This is a genomic window from Pseudarthrobacter sp. MOO13 (assembly GCF_058267655.1).
Genome location: NZ_CM177848.1, coordinates 3,258,238 through 3,273,429 on the forward strand (window position 1 = coordinate 3,258,238; position 15,192 = coordinate 3,273,429).

The 15,192-nt window shown below is 67.3% G+C and carries 15 protein-coding genes and 1 tRNA gene; 7 read left to right on the forward strand and 9 right to left on the reverse strand.

What is annotated here, in order from left to right; genetic code table 11:
• Nucleotides 1-188 precede the first annotated feature (188 nt).
• Genes AC4EEO_RS14865 through AC4EEO_RS14880 form a run of 4 tightly spaced genes read right to left on the reverse strand, consistent with a single transcriptional unit; the run spans nt 189 to nt 3,219 of the window.
• Nucleotides 189-866, reverse strand: coding sequence for a hypothetical protein (locus AC4EEO_RS14865; protein ID WP_491340430.1), 678 nt, complete (start codon nt 864-866; stop codon nt 189-191).
• A 60-nt stretch (nt 867-926) separates the two neighbouring features.
• Nucleotides 927-1,475, reverse strand: a complete 549-nt coding sequence (locus AC4EEO_RS14870; protein ID WP_018762173.1) for an NAD(P)H-dependent oxidoreductase — start codon at nt 1,473-1,475, stop codon at nt 927-929.
• Nucleotides 1,476-1,526: 51 nt separating this feature from the next.
• Entirely contained in the window at nt 1,527-2,528 is a 1,002-nt protein-coding gene (locus AC4EEO_RS14875; RefSeq protein WP_133832513.1) for an alcohol dehydrogenase catalytic domain-containing protein, read from the reverse strand.
• Nucleotides 2,529-2,541: 13 nt separating this feature from the next.
• Entirely contained in the window at nt 2,542-3,219 is a 678-nt protein-coding gene (locus AC4EEO_RS14880) for an NADPH-dependent F420 reductase (protein ID WP_491339180.1), read from the reverse strand.
• Nucleotides 3,220-3,340: 121 nt separating this feature from the next.
• Here AC4EEO_RS14880 and AC4EEO_RS14885 point away from each other — a divergent pair, with 121 nt between their 5' ends.
• Nucleotides 3,341-3,922, forward strand: a complete 582-nt coding sequence (locus AC4EEO_RS14885) for a TetR/AcrR family transcriptional regulator (RefSeq protein ID WP_043424075.1) — start codon at nt 3,341-3,343, stop codon at nt 3,920-3,922.
• Nucleotides 3,923-3,979: 57 nt separating this feature from the next.
• On the opposite strand, the gene pcrA is transcribed toward AC4EEO_RS14885, so the two are convergent.
• Nucleotides 3,980-6,466, reverse strand: coding sequence for a DNA helicase PcrA (pcrA, locus tag AC4EEO_RS14890; RefSeq protein ID WP_491340431.1), 2,487 nt, complete (start codon nt 6,464-6,466; stop codon nt 3,980-3,982).
• A gap of 83 nt (nt 6,467-6,549) precedes the next feature.
• Nucleotides 6,550-7,380, reverse strand: a complete 831-nt coding sequence (locus tag AC4EEO_RS14895) for an inositol monophosphatase family protein (protein WP_133832515.1) — start codon at nt 7,378-7,380, stop codon at nt 6,550-6,552.
• 32 nt (nt 7,381-7,412) lie between these two features.
• On the opposite strand from AC4EEO_RS14895, the gene AC4EEO_RS14900 reads away from it, so the two are divergent.
• Nucleotides 7,413-8,039, forward strand: coding sequence for a hypothetical protein (locus AC4EEO_RS14900; protein ID WP_133832516.1), 627 nt, complete (start codon nt 7,413-7,415; stop codon nt 8,037-8,039).
• Here the strand turns inward: AC4EEO_RS14900 and AC4EEO_RS14905 are convergent.
• A complete protein-coding gene (locus AC4EEO_RS14905) occupies nt 8,036-8,803 on the reverse strand; it encodes a DUF998 domain-containing protein (RefSeq protein WP_491339181.1) in 768 nt (255 codons plus the stop codon). The two genes, AC4EEO_RS14900 and AC4EEO_RS14905, sit on opposite strands and share 4 nt — an antisense overlap.
• Nucleotides 8,804-8,885: 82 nt before the next feature.
• Here AC4EEO_RS14905 and AC4EEO_RS14910 point away from each other — a divergent pair.
• From AC4EEO_RS14910 to AC4EEO_RS14920, 3 genes are all read left to right on the forward strand, one after another.
• Nucleotides 8,886-8,958, forward strand: a tRNA-Arg gene (locus AC4EEO_RS14910).
• A 1-nt stretch (nt 8,959) separates the two neighbouring features.
• Nucleotides 8,960-9,445, forward strand: coding sequence for a DUF6314 family protein (locus AC4EEO_RS14915; protein WP_491339182.1), 486 nt, complete (start codon nt 8,960-8,962; stop codon nt 9,443-9,445).
• Nucleotides 9,442-9,864 carry an NUDIX hydrolase gene (locus AC4EEO_RS14920; protein WP_491339183.1) on the forward strand — a complete coding sequence of 141 codons (423 nt, stop codon included), beginning with the start codon at nt 9,442-9,444 and terminating at the stop codon, nt 9,862-9,864. Before AC4EEO_RS14915 ends, AC4EEO_RS14920 begins: the two co-directional genes overlap by 4 nt.
• Here AC4EEO_RS14920 and AC4EEO_RS14925 read toward each other — a convergent pair.
• Nucleotides 9,861-11,774 carry an ABC transporter ATP-binding protein gene (locus AC4EEO_RS14925; protein WP_491329362.1) on the reverse strand — a complete coding sequence of 638 codons (1,914 nt, stop codon included), beginning with the start codon at nt 11,772-11,774 and terminating at the stop codon, nt 9,861-9,863. The genes AC4EEO_RS14920 and AC4EEO_RS14925 overlap by 4 nt on opposite strands.
• A 2-nt stretch (nt 11,775-11,776) precedes the next feature.
• Nucleotides 11,777-13,438 (reverse strand): ABC-F family ATP-binding cassette domain-containing protein, encoded by a 1,662-nt coding sequence (locus tag AC4EEO_RS14930; RefSeq protein ID WP_491339184.1) that lies wholly within the window; start codon nt 13,436-13,438, stop codon nt 11,777-11,779.
• Nucleotides 13,439-13,690: 252 nt separating this feature from the next.
• Here AC4EEO_RS14930 and AC4EEO_RS14935 point away from each other — a divergent pair, with 252 nt between their 5' ends.
• The gene (locus AC4EEO_RS14935) at nt 13,691-14,422 is read left to right on the forward strand and encodes a hypothetical protein (protein ID WP_018762161.1); all 732 of its coding nucleotides are present in this window, start codon (nt 13,691-13,693) and stop codon (nt 14,420-14,422) included.
• The gene (locus AC4EEO_RS14940) at nt 14,419-15,153 is read left to right on the forward strand and encodes a hypothetical protein (protein ID WP_018762160.1); all 735 of its coding nucleotides are present in this window, start codon (nt 14,419-14,421) and stop codon (nt 15,151-15,153) included. The genes AC4EEO_RS14935 and AC4EEO_RS14940 overlap by 4 nt, the downstream gene beginning before the upstream one ends.
• Nucleotides 15,154-15,192 lie beyond the last annotated feature (39 nt).

Consider the following 15,192-nt stretch of genomic DNA (forward strand, 5'->3'; position numbering starts at 1 on the left):
CAGTCGGACACCATCGGAAGGACGATGACCGGGCTGCGGATTGCACGCACCGGCGGCCTGTCTGGAAACGAGCCACGCGGCGTAATGCTCCATGGGGAACTCTAGTCCTTTGGAGCGGCCGGGCCGTCCCAGAGTACCTCTTATGTGAGTAAGCACACTATTCTATGGGGCGTAGAAAAACCGCGGATTTACGGGGTTTTTGAGGCCCCTGCCTGCGGCGGGGCGGTGCTTTTGTCCGGTCCGGGAATCAGCTCGTAACGTTCAGTTGAAACGAAGAATCCGACGCCGGCGGAGACGTTTCCGCACGCCACACCGCCGTTGTAGGCCGAACAGCGCAGTCCGTTGCGCTCCAGGTTCTGCCCGTCGGCAAGCACGGGCAGCTGCGTCAGCGGTCCTGCCTTGTTTCCCTTGGGTCCGTAGGTTGCCTCCATGGTCGTCACGCCGGAACGGCACTCGCCGTAGCGTGCACTGTCCGGCGCCAGCAGGGCTGTGCCGCCGAGGTAGCCCAGGTGGGTTCCTGCGCAATCGTCCTTGATATCGGCGGCTTTTGGCGCCGGATAGGCGGCCAATTCACAGTGGGCCACGGGGACGATGGGCAGCTTGTTGTTGGCCGCGTTGCTGTAGCTGTTCTGCTCGTACGGCAGGTTCAGGTGCTCTCCACGGGCGGAGGTCAGCGAGCAGGCGACGGTCCGGTCGGCGGAAATGAAGGAGAGGACATCGCCGCCGCTGGAGAACTGCTTCGCGTCGGCCAGCGGCGCGTTCGCCAGCTGCTCCATCGGCGGCCGCGGAGGCGGCGGGACATAGGAAGGGTCGCTGGTTGTCACCGAGCATCCGGTGCCGGCCATCAGGAATAGGGCAGCGAGCATCCCCCACGCAGTCCGTCGCATGGCCTCCATTATGCCCCGCCGCCGGCAGACGGGGCGCGCTCAGCTGCCTGCTGTTGCAGGCACCGCGGAGAGCAGGTCCCGGTATCGCCGGGAATGCGCCGCCAGTTGTTCCGGCGTCGCCCCATGCGCCCCGTGCAGGACCACGGGCTCGGCCATGTCCAGCCCGCAGAGGTGTGCGGTGGCCTCCAGGGGCCGCAGCAGCTCGGCCATGGTGAAACGGTTGTGGCCTGCTGGGGAGTACGAGGATTCCGGTCCCCCGGTTGAGGTGACAAGCTGCAGGCGCTTCCCGTGCAGCGCGTCCCCACCGGCGCCGTAGGCAAAACCGCGGGTGAGCACCTGGTCCATCCATTCCTTCAGCAGTCCGGGAACGGAATACCAGTGCCAGGGAAACTGCAGCACGATGGTGTCGTTTTCCCGCAGGTACCGCTGTTCCAGCTCGGCGTCCACGCGACGGTCAGGGTAGAGGGACGCCAGGTCCCGGACTGTGACACCATCAAGGTCCCCGATGGAGGCGGCGAGATGGGCGGTGACCCGGGATCCTGCCAAATCGGGGTGGGCAACGATGACAAGGGTGCGTTGGTTGGTCATGGAGAGTCCGTATGTCCTTCCGGTGCAGCTTCGGGTTCCGGCGCCAGGGGCCTAGTCATTGGTCAGGACGACGCGGAAGCGCGCCCGGCCGGACATCATCCGGTTGAAGCCCTCGGCTGCCTGCACGAGCGGGTAGGTTTCGATCATGGGGCGCACCCCGGTCATCGCCGCGAAGCGAAGCGCGTCCTCGGAGTCTTTCGCCGTCCCGGAGGCATGCCCGGCGATCGAGCGGCTGCCGCCCACGAGGAGGCCGGCGTCAACCGGGACTGGTTCGTGCGGGACGCCAAGGACCACGAGCCGGCCACGGGCCGCGAGCCCCGGAACGGCGGCAGACATCGCATGGGCGTCGGTGACGGTGGCGAGGACGACGGCGGCACCGCCGAGGCCCCTCAGTTCCGCGGCGACGTCGGAACTGAGGCTGTCAACGTAGTGGTGGGCGCCGAGGTCACGGGCAAAGGGTTCCTTTTCGGCGCCGCGCGCAATGGCGACGGTTTCGAATCCCATCCTGGCCGCGAACTGGACACCGAGGTGTCCCAGGCCACCCAATCCAAGGACGGCAACGAGGTCTCCCGGTCGGGCACCGCTGTGGCGCAATCCATTGAAGGTGGTGACGCCTGCGCACATCAACGGAGCAGCTTCAGCAAGCGTGAGTGCGTCGGGGACGGCAGCGAGGGCATCAGCCGGGGCAAGGACGTACTCCGCATAGCCACCATCGGCAGTCAGCCCGGTGATTTTTCCGGCCTCGCAGGAGATGAAATCCCCACGCCGGCATGGGTCGCACTGGAAGCACGCCCCGCCGAACCATCCGACGCCCACGCGCTGGCCGGGCGCCCACCGGGTCACACCGTCGCCCACCAGCTCGACGGTTCCGGCGACCTCGTGGCCGGGGATGCGCGGGTAGGAAGACGCCATACCTGCTCCGGGCATGGCATCACTGTGGCAGATGCCGCTGGCTGCGACCTTGATGAGTACATGTCCGTGGGGAACTTCCGGGCGATCGGTTTCAGCGAGCTGCAGGCTCGCGCCCGGAGCGGTGATGTGGACGGCTTTCATGGTGGTTGTCCTGTCAGCGGACGATCTTGAAGTTGAAGGCAGGCGTTCCGAGTGCGCCCCACAGGCGGAGCCAGACGGGCAGCAGCATTTCGGTTCCGCGCGCCGTGGTGATGTCGCCGAGGTCGATGACGTCCTGGTGGCCGAAGTCCTTCAGGAGTCCGGTGACCACGGCCTTGGCTTCGGCGTCGTTGCCGGAGACGAAGACTGATCCGGGGTCGGACAGCTGTCCGGGATAGGCCATCAAGTCCGCGTTCATGGTGTTGAGGGCCTTGACGACGCGGGCCGCGGGGAAGGCCCGCTGGATTTGCTCGGCCAGGGAATCGGTGTCCTTGACGAAGAGGGTGGGAGGCATGCCGTTGCTGAAGTCGAGCGGGTTGGCGATGTCCAGGACCACCGCGCCGTCGAGGTTTTCCGGGCCGACCTGCTCCAGCACCTCGAGCGATGCACCGCCGTTGGTTGCGTTGACGATCAGCCCTGCGCCTTCCGCCGCATCCGAGAACCGTGCCACCTTGATGGCCGGGTTCTCAGCGGCCCAGGTCCCAAAGGCCGGGTTGCCCATGGCGTCAGCTGCGGTCCGGGACATGGCGGCCGCGGGGTCGCGGGTGCCGATGGTGACGGAATGGCCGAGCTCCGCGAGGCGTGCGGCAATGGTCCGGCCAACCATTCCGGTTCCAAGTACTGCTGTCTTCATGGTGTTCTCCTGGTGATGGCGGGGCCGCCATTCAATGTGACGGATCGTTCCCAAGTTTGTGACGGATCGTTCCGTCTGTCAAACTGGGTCAGTCGGTATCGGAGCACACTGGAGGAGAATTGTGGCGCGCAGGACGGCTGAGGAAAACCGGCGCAATGTACTTGGGGTGGCCACGCGGCTGTTCTACGCCCACGGCATACGGGCCGTGGGCATGGACACCGTGGTCAAGGAGTGCGGGGTGGGCAACGCGACCGTCTACCGCCAGTTCCCCACCAAGGACGCCTTGGCCACGGCTTATGTCCAGGGCCGGGCAGACGCCTGGTTCGAGCGCATGCGTGAGGCCGCCGGCGGGCAAGGATCTCCGCAGGACAAACTGATTGCCGTGTTCGACATACTGGCCTCCGACTGCGCCGGAAGCAGCTACCGGGGGTGTCCCATGCTGAACACCAACACGGAGTTCCCCGACGGCGTGCACCCGGCCCACCTCGCCGCGGTCGCCCACAAGCAGCAGGTCCGCGACTGGTTCCACACCCTGGCGGCCGAGGCAGGGGCCGAGGAACCTGACCGGCTCGCCGAAGAACTCCTCATTGTCCTCAATGGCGCCTACGCCACGGCCGCGGTCCTGGACGGCGCGGTGTATGGGTCGCGTGCGGTGGAGATGGCCCGCCGCCTGGTGGCCGCGTCCTGCCCGGCCCGCAGTTAACGCCGCAACGGTGGATGCTCTTGGCGGCAGCCCGGGCGTCCGCCCGCTCGTCCGCCCCTAGGCGTCGAGCTTGGTCAACGGCGCGTAGCGCAGCAGCAGGCGCTTCTCGCCGACGTCGAACTTGACCTTGGCGACCGTCTTGTCCCCCGCCCCTTCGAGCGCCAGCACCGTACCGTTTCCGAAGCTGGTGTGGTTGACCTTGTCCCCCACGCTGACGGCAATGATTTCCTTCTGCGGTTGCACCCGGGTCTTGGCAAGGAACGCCGGAACGTCGGCATTGAACCCGGCGGAAGAATCCGCCGCCGCTCCGCGGGAGGTGCCGGCGCCCCAGAAGGACCCGCTGTAACGGCCGGACCCGATGGAACCGCCGCCGGCCCACGACTGCCGGCTGGTGCCCTCACGTTTCCACTCAAGGAGCTCTGCGGGAATCTCCTCGAGGAACTGGCTGGCTGGGTTGTACTGGCTCTGGCCCCACATGCTGCGGACCTCTGAGCGGGTCACGTACAGCCGCTTGCGGGCACGGGTGAGTCCCACGTAGGCAAGCCGGCGTTCCTCTGCCAGTTCCTTGGGATCGGTGGCGGATCGCTGGTGCGGGAACAATCCATGTTCCATGCCAGTGAGGAACACCACCGGGAATTCCAGGCCCTTGGCGGTGTGCAGGGTCATCAGCGTGACCACGCCGAGACGCTTTGCCTCGGCCACGGCGGCATCGATGTCCGCGCCGGGGGCGTCCGGGATTTGATCGGCGTCGGCCACCAGCGAGACTTGCTCCAGGAACGCGGCCAGGCTGCCTTCCGGGTTCTCCTGTTCATATTCGCGGACCACGGCAACCAGTTCCGCCAGGTTTTCCACCCGGGATTCGTCCTGGGGATCGGTGCTGGAGCGCAGCGCGGCCAGGTATCCGGTCTGTTCCAGGACAGCTTCGAGTGCGGCGGCGGCGCCGGACCCCACCGCCACTTCGGCGAGGTCGTCCAGCATCTTCACGAAGCCCAGGACGGCATTGACGGACCGGGTGGCCATCCCGGGTGCCTGGTCGGCGCGCCGGGCGGCTGCCATGAAGGAGGTCCGCTCACGCTCGGCCAGCGCTGCCACCGCACCTTCGGCGCGGTCGCCGATGCCGCGTTTGGGTTCGTTCAGCACCCGGCGGAGATTGACGTCGTCGTCCGGGTTCACCAGGACCCGAAGGTACGCCAGGGCGTCCTTGATTTCCTTGCGTTCGTAGAAGCGCGTGCCGCCCACCACTTTGTAGGGCAAGCCCACGCGCACCAGCACATCCTCAATGGAGCGGGACTGGGCATTGGTCCGGTAGAAGATGGCAACATCACCGGGCCGCAGGTTGTCTTCGTCCTGGAGCCGGTCGATTTCCTTGGCGATGAACTGCGCTTCGTCGTGCTCGTTCTCGCCCACGTATCCGATGATTTTGTGGCCTTCGCCCTCGGCCGTCCAGAGCCGCTTTTCGGGCCGGTTGGGGTTGCGCGAGATCACCGAGTTGGCGGCGCTCAGGATGTTTTGCGTGGAGCGGTAGTTTTGCTCCAGCTTGATGGTCCGGGCTTCCGGGTAGTCCTTTTCGAATTCCACGATGTTGCGGATGTCGGCGCCGCGGAAGGCGTAGATGGACTGGTCGGAATCGCCCACCACGGTCAGTTCCGAGGCGCCCGGCCCTTCGCCCACAATTTCGCGTACCAGCGCGTACTGGGCGTGGTTGGTGTCCTGGTATTCGTCCACCAGGACGTGGCGGAACCGGCGGCGGTAGGACTCTGCCAAGGCCGGGAAGGCACGGAACATGTAGACGGTTTCGGCGATGAGGTCATCAAAGTCCATCGCGTTGGCCTGCCGGAGGCGCTGGGTGTAACCCTTGTAGACGTCCGCAACGGCGTGCTCGAACGGATCGTTGTAGTTGGCCTCGGAGGCAAAGGAGTCGGCGTCGATGAGCTCGTTCTTCAGCGCGGAGATCTTGTGCTGGATGGCTTTGGGCGCGAACTTCTTCGGGTCAAGATCCAGGGCCTTGGAGACCTGGGTGACCAGCCGCAGGGAGTCGGCGGAGTCGTAAATGGAGAAGTTCGATTTCAGCCCGACGTTGGCCGCCTCCTGCCGCAGGATGCGCACGCAGGACGAGTGGAACGTGGAGATCCACATGATCTTGGCGCGTCCGCCCACCAGCGCTTCGATGCGCTCCCGCATTTCGGCGGCCGCTTTGTTGGTGAAGGTAATGGCCAGGATTTCGCCGTGGTGGGCTCGGCCGGTGGCGATCAGGTAGGCGATCCGGTTACTGAGCACGCGGGTCTTGCCTGATCCTGCACCGGCGACGATCAGCAGCGCCGGGCCTGCGTGCTTGACCGCCTCTTCCTGCTGCGGGTTCAACCCTTCCAGCAAAGCTGCGGCATCCGGGCGGTGGCCCCGGGAATGCCCTTCCGGTGCCTGTCCTGCGCGCACGCCTCCCCCGCCCCCGGGGACCGCAACGGCGCCTTCGGAGGGCGACTTGGTGCGGGCGGTGGTGGCGGGAGCGGCCTTGAACGGCCCGTCAGAGTATGGGTCAAACAACATATCCATGGTGCCTACAAGTCTAGGCGGTGGGACTGACACCGCCTTCCAGGCTGTGGATTACGGGCTGTGTTGCCGCGGTGGCGCTACGCCACCGAGCCGGACTCGAGGGCCGCACGAAGCTCGCGGACCGCCGTCGTTCCTCCGGCCAGGAACCACTCCAGGCCATTGACCCGGACGGTGTCCACGGCGCCACCGGCTGCCCGGACAATTGCCTTGCCCGGCAACCAGTCCCACTCCGGGCAGCTGTGCTGGAACCAGCATCCCAACTGGCCGTCCGCCACCCGGCCAAGGTCGCAGGAACCCGAGCCCAGCATGCGGAGGGACGCTGCGGACGTTGCCGCGGCGTGCCACGGCATGGCGCACAGGGGATCCATCAGCCACGTGGGGTGGATGTAGGTGGCGGCGCCGAGTTCGGCCACGGGAGTGGTGTTCCGCTTGCCGCTGTCGTCGGCGAAGACGGTGAGCGCTTCGCCGTTGCGGGTGGCAGGCCGGTCCCGGCCGCCGACCCAGAGTTTGTCCTCCTCCGGCTGGAAGACGGCGCCGAGCAACACGTCGGCGGAATCCTTGAGCGCTATGGCTGAACACCAGTAAGTGGAGCCATGCAGGAAGTTGTAGGTGCCGTCCACGGGGTCGATCACCCAGGTCCGGCCGCTCGTTCCCTGGACGGACGCGCCCTCCTCGCCCAGGATGCCGTCGTCCGGCCGGCAGCGCCGCAATTGCTCCAGCACGTAGGCCTCCGCGGCGTGGTCGGCCGCAGTCACCACGTCCGAGACGGAGGTCTTCTGTTCCGATTCCAGGCCGGCCATGCGCATGAGGAGCGCCAGCTGTCCTGCTTCACGGACCAGCGCCGCCGCCAGCTCGTAGTCGTCCAATGCGGGGTCAAGAACAGCTGCGCTGTGTCGGCCAGTGGTCATGGGTTCAGTTTATGGGGCGGGATAATGGTGCCATGGCCAAAACCCCTGCCCAGCGGATCAAGAAGCACGGCGCCAACGCGGTTGTGCCGCAGCATCACCTGCCACCGGTGGTCAACCCCTCCACCGCGCGCACGCCGGAGAAGGCGCAAGGCAACAGCAACCTCATTGTCATTGCCGGCGTGGTGGCCAGCCTGTTCCTGTTCTGGTACCTGCACCTGCTGACCCTGACCCAGATGACGCAGCTCTCCCAGGAGATGGCCATGCCGGATTCTCTGGTGGGCGGCTTCGATGCCGGCTACATCAGCCGTCTGCAGGAGGTCATGGACAGCGACGCCCTGGGCCAGCTGAGCTACGTCCACAAGACCGCGGGGACGCTCTTCCCGCTGATTTTTGGCTTTACCTGGCTTCTCCTCATCGGCACCAACGTGGCGCGGAAGGCGCTCCGCTGGGCATTGTGGGCTTTGCCCATGCTGTTCGTGGTGGTCCGGTTGGGCGGCAACGTGGCCATTGACGCCATGATGGCTTCCAGCGGACCCGACGCCGGCCAGGTTGGCCTGGCGTCCGGCCTCACCGTTGCCGGCTGGGTACTTTTGGTGCTGAGCCTCCTGGCCGGGGCCGCGGCCGTGTTCCTCAACAGGCGGGAACGGAAAGAGCGTTAGGCAGCTGCTGCCCTGGCGCGCGCCGCCCGCCGTTCCTTCCGGTGCCGCCGCACCCGCTGCGCAATGACCAACCCGGCGGCGGCCATGCCCACCGTCACCGGATAGCCCATCAGCCGTTCCAGCGTGCCGGGCTCGGGCACGTCCATGCGGGTCAGGCCGCCGGTCGCCACGGCCGCCAGCGACACGCCTCCGCAGACCATCAGGAACCACGCCATGCCGGTCTGCCGCCGCCACAGGATGCCCAGGACCAGCAGGGCACACCCGCCGGCCAGGAAGTAGGTTATGGCCCCCACGTAATGCAAGGGTGAGCCGGCGTCTTCCGGGACCAGGCCCACCACCACGGTCCCTGCCCCCGCGGCCCCGGTCAGCACCCGCACCCACACGGCGGCCAGCAGCGGCCTCCGGTGTGCATGGTCAACCCGGGCACCATGCCGTGCCGCGACGCACAGCAACCCCGAGCTCAGCAGCACCGCACCCAGCAGCAGTCCAAGGCCCTGGAGGACGAACGAGCCGTTCATCAGCCAGTTCAGCGGCGAGCACACCTGCCGCCCGGCATGGACGCCGCAGTGCAGCGCACCAAGGTCGCTGATGTAGCCGGTCCGGAGGTCATACGGACGCGGGCCGGCCCAGGCGATGGCCACCACCGCCTCGGCGAGGAAGTACTGCAGCACGCTCAGCACGGACCAGGCACCGATGTAGTGCCGGGTGGACGCGGTGTCCGGCAGGTAGGCGGCAGCGGGAGCGGCAGTCGGGGCTGGACTCATGCTTTGAGCGTAGTACGGCCCGGCACCTTGTATGCTTGTAACCGTGTTCGGACCAGCCGGCCCCGCCGGTTGCCGAATGCCCGCCCTCGTAGCTCAGTGGATAGAGCACGGCTCTCCTAAAGCCGGTGTCGTTGGTTCGATTCCAATCGAGGGCACTTGAACCTCAGTTCCCGGCAGTCCCGCCTTCGCGCCTACCTCCTGGGCGCCCCGGCGGACAATCCCGCCGCCCCGGAGCGGCCGGGCCGCTGGCGGGTGGAGCGTGACCTGCTGGACAGGTCGGACGGCACCCGCGGAACCTTTACCGGCGTCGTGCTCTACACCCCAACGGACGACGACGGCCTGGCCCTTCGAGAGGAAGGCACCATGCGCTGGCCTGCTTTCACCGGTCCCGCCTCGCGGGAGTACGTGCTGAAGGCGTCCCCGCGGCCGGACGCCCTGGACGTGTTCTTTCCGGATGGCCGCCCGTTCCACCGGATGAGCTTTACCCCTGACGCCAGCCAGGACGCGCACTGGTGCGACCCCGATACCTACCGCGTGACCTACACCTGCCTTGGCCCTGGTTCCTTCACCTACAGCTGGGACGTGACGGGCCCCCGCAAGGACCTGCTGCTGGTCTCACGCCTGGTCCGGGAGGAGCCGTGAAGGATCGCATTGTGGTCTCCGCCGTCTGTGTGTTCGATGACGCCGGGCGGCTCCCGACCGTCCGGAAACGCGGCACGGCCATGTTCATGCACCCCGGCGGCAAACCGGAGCCGGGTGAAACCGCCGTTCAAGCCGCAGCCCGCGAGCTGGCCGAGGAGGTGGGGATCGTGGTCCCGCCGCAGGAGCTGGAACTAATGGGGGTCTGGGTGGCCGATGCCGCCAACGAGGCCGCCACCGACATCGAGGCAACCGTTTTCCTCGCCCCGGGTACCTGGCAGGCCAACCCGGCCGCCGAGATCGCCGAGATCCGTTGGCTGGACTACGCCGGGAGGGACGGCGCATCCCTCCCGGCGGACCTCGCACCGCTGCTCACGGACCACATCCTCCCCGTGCTGGCCGCGCGGCCGCTCCGCCGCTAGAACTCAGGGACGGCTTCCTCCGCGACGGCGGTGGCTTCGGCGAACTGGGTCCGGTAGAGCTCCGAGTAGCGGCCGCCCGCGGCCAGGAGCTCGGTATGGGTTCCGCGTTCGACAATCCGGCCGTCTTCCACCACCAGGATGGCGTCGGCGGCACGCACGGTGGAGAGCCGGTGGGCAATCACGACGGCGGTCCGGCCCTCGAGCGCGGCGCCCAGGGCCGCCTGGACGGCGGCTTCATTCGTCGAGTCCAGTGCTGCGGTGGCCTCGTCCAGGATGACCACCCGCGGCTGGGCGATCAGCAGGCGCGCGATGGTCAACCGCTGGCGTTCACCACCTGAGAGCCGGTAGCCCCGCTCCCCCACCACGGTGTCCAGTCCGTCCGGCAGGGACCGGATCATGCCTTCAAGCCGCGCCTGCCGGAGCACGTCCCACATGTCCTTCTCGGTGGCGTCCGGCCGGGCCAGGCGCAGGTTGGAGGCGATGGACTCGTGGAACAGGTGCCCGTCCTGGGTCACCATGCCCAAGGTGTCGCGCAGGGAATCGAAGGTGGTGTCCCGCACGTCCAGGCCAGACCCCGGCCTGGTACCGCCCAGCCGCACCGCGCCCGAATCGACGTCGTACAGCCGTGACAGCAGCTGGGCGATCGTGGACTTGCCCGCCCCGGAGGAGCCCACCAGTGCCACCGTCTGGCCAGGCTCCACCCGGAAACTGATGCCGTGCAGCACTTCCTCGCCGCCGCGGGTGTCCAGCGTTGAGACTTCTTCGAGCGATGCAAGGGAGACCTTGTCCGCCGACGGGTATGCGAAGCGGACGTTGTCGAATTCGACCGACACAGGACCGGCAGGCACGGGCACGGCGTCCGGTTTCTGCTGGATGAGCGGCATCAGGTCAAGGATTTCAAACACGCGTTCAAAGCTCACCAGCGCACTCATGACCTCCACCCGGGCGTTGGACAGCGCCGTAAGCGGGGCGTAGAGCCTGGTCAGGAGCAGCGCCAGGACCACCACGTCACCGGGCGCCAGTTGTCCGCCAAGGGCAAGCCAGCCGCCCAGGCCGTACACCAGGGCCAGCGCCAGTGCGGACACCAGGGTCAGGGCCGTGACGAACGTGAACTGCAGCATGGCCATCCGGACGCCGATGTCGCGTACGCGGCCGGCCCGGGCGGCAAACTCCCGGGACTCTTCGTCCGGGCGGCCGAACAGCTTGACCAAGGTGGCACCCGGTGCGGAGAACCGCTCCGTCATCTGGGTGCCCATGGCGGCGTTGTGAGCTGCGGCTTCGCGGCGCAGGTCTGCCAGTTTGGAGCCCATGCGCCGGGCCGGGATCAGGAAGATCGGCAGCAGCACCATGGCGAGGACGGTCACCAGCCAGGACCGGTTGAGCATTACGGCCAGCGTCAGGATCAGCGCCACCGAGTTGCTCACGACGCCGGAGAGGGTTCCGGCGAAAGCGGACTGTGCCCCGATGACGTCATTGTTGAGGCGGCTGACCAGGGCTCCCGTCCGGGTGCGGGTGAAGAAGGCAATGGGCATCCGCTGCACGTGGTCGAAGACCCGGGTGCGCAGGTCAACGATGACGCCTTCGCCGATGGTCGAGGACAGCCAGCGGGTCAACAGGCCCACCCCGGCCTCCGCGACGGCGACGATGGCGATCAGGACCGCCAGCCAGATCACCGTGCCGGCGGCGGCCTTGGCGATGATGGCGTCAACCACCTGGCCGGCGAGTACCGGGGTTGCGACGGCAAGGATCGCCGCGACGATGGAGGACAGCACAAAGGCGATGAGCTTGCCCTTGTGCGGGGCGGCGAAGGCCAGCACCCGTTTCAGGGTTTCCTTGGAGAACGGCTTCGAGCCGCTCTTGGCGGTGCTGATGTTATAGAGCGAGCTCCAGGCCACGCGGTCCATGCTCATGGTTATTTCTCCTGGCTTGCAGTGTGGTGGAGCTCCTGGACCTTGCCGTCTTCCAGGTGCCACCGTGAGTCGAGCCGAACATTTTCGAGCAGCCTGCGGTCGTGGGTGACCAGCAACAGGGCGCCGTCGTAGCTTTCCAGGGCCTCTTCCAGTTGCTCAATGGCGGGCAGGTCCAGGTGGTTGGTGGGTTCGTCCAGGACCAGCAGGTTCACCCCGCGGGCCTGGAGCAGCGCCAAAGCTGCCCGGGTCCGTTCTCCGGGCGACAGGGAATCCACGCTCCGGGACGTGTGGTCCGCCTTGAGGCCGAACTTGGCCAGGAGGGTGCGGACGTCGGCGCTGTTCCAATCGGCCAGGACGGCCTCCACGGCGTCGCCCAGGGGCCGGGCACCGTCAAGCAGCCCGCGGGCCTGGTCGATTTCGCCGACGGCGACGGAGGCACCCATGGAGGCTTCGCCGTCGTCCGGTTCCTGGGTGCCCAGCAGCAGCCGCAACAGGGTCGACTTCCCGGCGCCGTTGGGCCCGGTAATCCCGATGCGTTCCCCGCCGTTGAGCTGGAGGTTCACCGGGCCCAGCGTGAAGTCCCCCTGGCGGGCCACCACCCCGCGCAACGTGGCGACGACGGCGCTGGAGCGGGGTGCCTGGCCGATGCTGAACTGGAGCTGCCACTCCTTGCGGGGCTCCTCCACCACGTCCAGCCGGGCGATGCGGGACTCCATTTGCCGGACCTTTTGGGCCTGCTTCTCCGAGGACTCCGTGCTGGCGGCGCGGCGGATCTTGTCGTTGTCCGGGCTCTTCTTCATGGCGTTCCGGACGCCTTGGGAGCTCCACTCGCGCTGGGTCCGTGCACGGGACACCAGGTCTGCCTTGGTGGCGGCAAAGTCCTCGTACTTCTCGCGGGCGTGCCGGCGGGCCACCGCGCGTTCCTCGAGGAAGGCGTCGTAGCCGCCGTCATAAACGGCCACGCTGTTCTGGGCAAGGTCCAGCTCGACCACGCGCGTCACACAGCGGGCCAGGAACTCACGGTCGTGGCTGACCAGCACCACGCCGCCGCGAAGCCCCTGGACGAAGTTTTCCAGGGTGGCCAAACCGGCGAGGTCCAGATCGTTCGTGGGCTCATCGAGCAGCACCACGTCGAACCGGCTCAGCAGCAGCGCGGCAAGGGCGACCCGGGCGGCCTGGCCGCCGGACAGTCCGGTCATCAGCGCATCCGGGCCGGCGTCCAGTCCGAGGTCGGCGAGCGCAGCCGGAATGCGGTCATCGAGGTCCGCAGCGCCGGAGGCCATCCAGCGGTCGAACGCCCGTGAGTAGGCATCGTCGGCCCCGGGTTCGCCGGAACCCAGGCCCTCCGCGGTGGTTTCCATCTGCCGAGTCGCTTCCGCGCAGCCGGTCCGGCGGGCAATGTAGCCGGCCACGGTCTCCCCGGAGAGGCGTTCGTGCTCCTGCGGCAGCCAGCCAACGAAGGCGTCGGCCGGGGCCAGGCTGATCGAACCGTCCTGCGGCTGGTCCACGCCGGCGAGGAGGCGCAACAGGGTGGACTTCCCGGCGCCGTTTGCTCCCACCACCCCGACGACGTCGCCCGGGGCGACCGTCAGCGAAAGCCCGGAGAAGAGCACACGGTGGCCGTGGCCGCCGGAAACATCCTTGGCAACGAGGGTTGCAGTCATTGATTCGTCCTTTCGCCACTGCCCGGGCAGCCAATATGCGGCCGGCGCAGCAGCGGTTACGGGGCCGCGGTGCCGCTGGGGCTGCAGGACATAGAAGAACCCGCTGGTCCGGACTTGGGGGGTGTACGGACCAACGGGCTCGACCATCAACTATAGACGAATGTGGGGCGCGGGCAAAATCCGCGGCACGGGTCCGGGCCGGCCGGCACGGTAAAGTTATCCACACCACCAACGTTCTGCAGAGGGCTTTCCATGACCATTCCCGCCAAGGCGTTTCAACGCTGGCTGCAAAGCATCGCACCCGATGCCAGCACTGCGGACGTCTGCCGGGTTTCCGGGATCAAGCGCACCACCCTCGCCCAGCAGCTGGTCCGGGGAAAGGTGGCCGTCCACACCGTGGTCAGCATCAGCCGCGCCTATCACGCGAATCCGGTCGCTTCGCTGGCCGTCTTCGACGATTACCGCGTCCTGGCCGGCCCACCCCACCCGCCGACGAAGTGTGAGCTGGTAAGCCAGATTTCCACGCCCGATCTCCTGCGGGCCCTCCTGTCCCGGTCCGCCATGGACCCTGCCCCGGGAGCTGCCGCACCCGCCCTGGGCCCGGCCCCGCACGCCACTTCGGTGAAGAACTGGGTTGATGCGATCGACGACGGCGAGGTCCGGCAGCGAGTGTCGGCCAGCACCGGGGTGGCTCCGCAAAACTATTCAGCCCAGCTGACGGCCAACCGGCTCTCCCCCGAACTCGCCATGGCCACCGCCGTGGCGGCGGGGGTGGGCCCCGTGGGCGGCCTGGTGGCGACGGGACTTGTCACCGAGGAGGAAGCCGGCTGGCCCGCGGGGGCCCGGCAGGCCGCACTGGACAGCCTCTCCGACGGTGAACTCACCGTGCTCGCGGGAGACCGGCTGCAGGCCCTGGGCAAAGTGCTGCGCCGGCATGAACATGACCAGGCGCAAACGGAAAAAATATGGGAGAACCTGGGATGATCGAGACTCTCCAGTGGAGCACGCTGGCCATTTGCGGCCTCGTCGCCGCAGCACGCATTCCCAGTGCCCTCCGCGGCGAAAACCGTTCCCTGTTCGGCATCTTCGCTCTGATGACGCTTGCCATCCTCTTGAGCATCCAAGGCCCTTACCTCGTCATCGACCAGGCGATGGGCGGAATCAACCTGGCCAACCTGCTGCTGCGCTTCGTCGTCTTCGGCGCCATCTTCTTCCTGGGCATCCGCGTCTCCAGGGGCTTCGGGGCGGACGGCGCCTACCGGCTGATCACGGGAAAGACCGGGCTCATGGTCCTGCTCACCATCTCCGCCGTAATGGTTGCCCTGTTCCTGCTGATGGACACGTCGGGCTCCTCCGCCGGCTTGATGGCCATTTCCGCCAAGGGCGGACGCAACTCCGCCCTCGTCGAGTATTACGGCGCCGCCGGCCGGGCGTACCCCGCGTTCGTTGCACTCGCCCTGGTTCCGCCGATGGTGCGCGCAGTGCGGGAACGCCTGCCCCTCCTGGTGCGGATTGCCGCCGGATTGCTGGCACTGGGCGGGGCAGCCGTTGCGCTGACCCTGCTCTTTCCCTTGATCCCGCCGTCGATGAGCGCGGCGGAATTCATCATCAATTACTCGGCAGTCCTCTGCTACGTCGTCGGCCTGGCCCTGATCTGGACAGCCCGGATCGTCAACCGGCATTCGGGGTCCCGAAAGACATCTACCGAAATGTGACCTTTTCCGCTTTCACAAAATCATTAGCGTGTGACACAA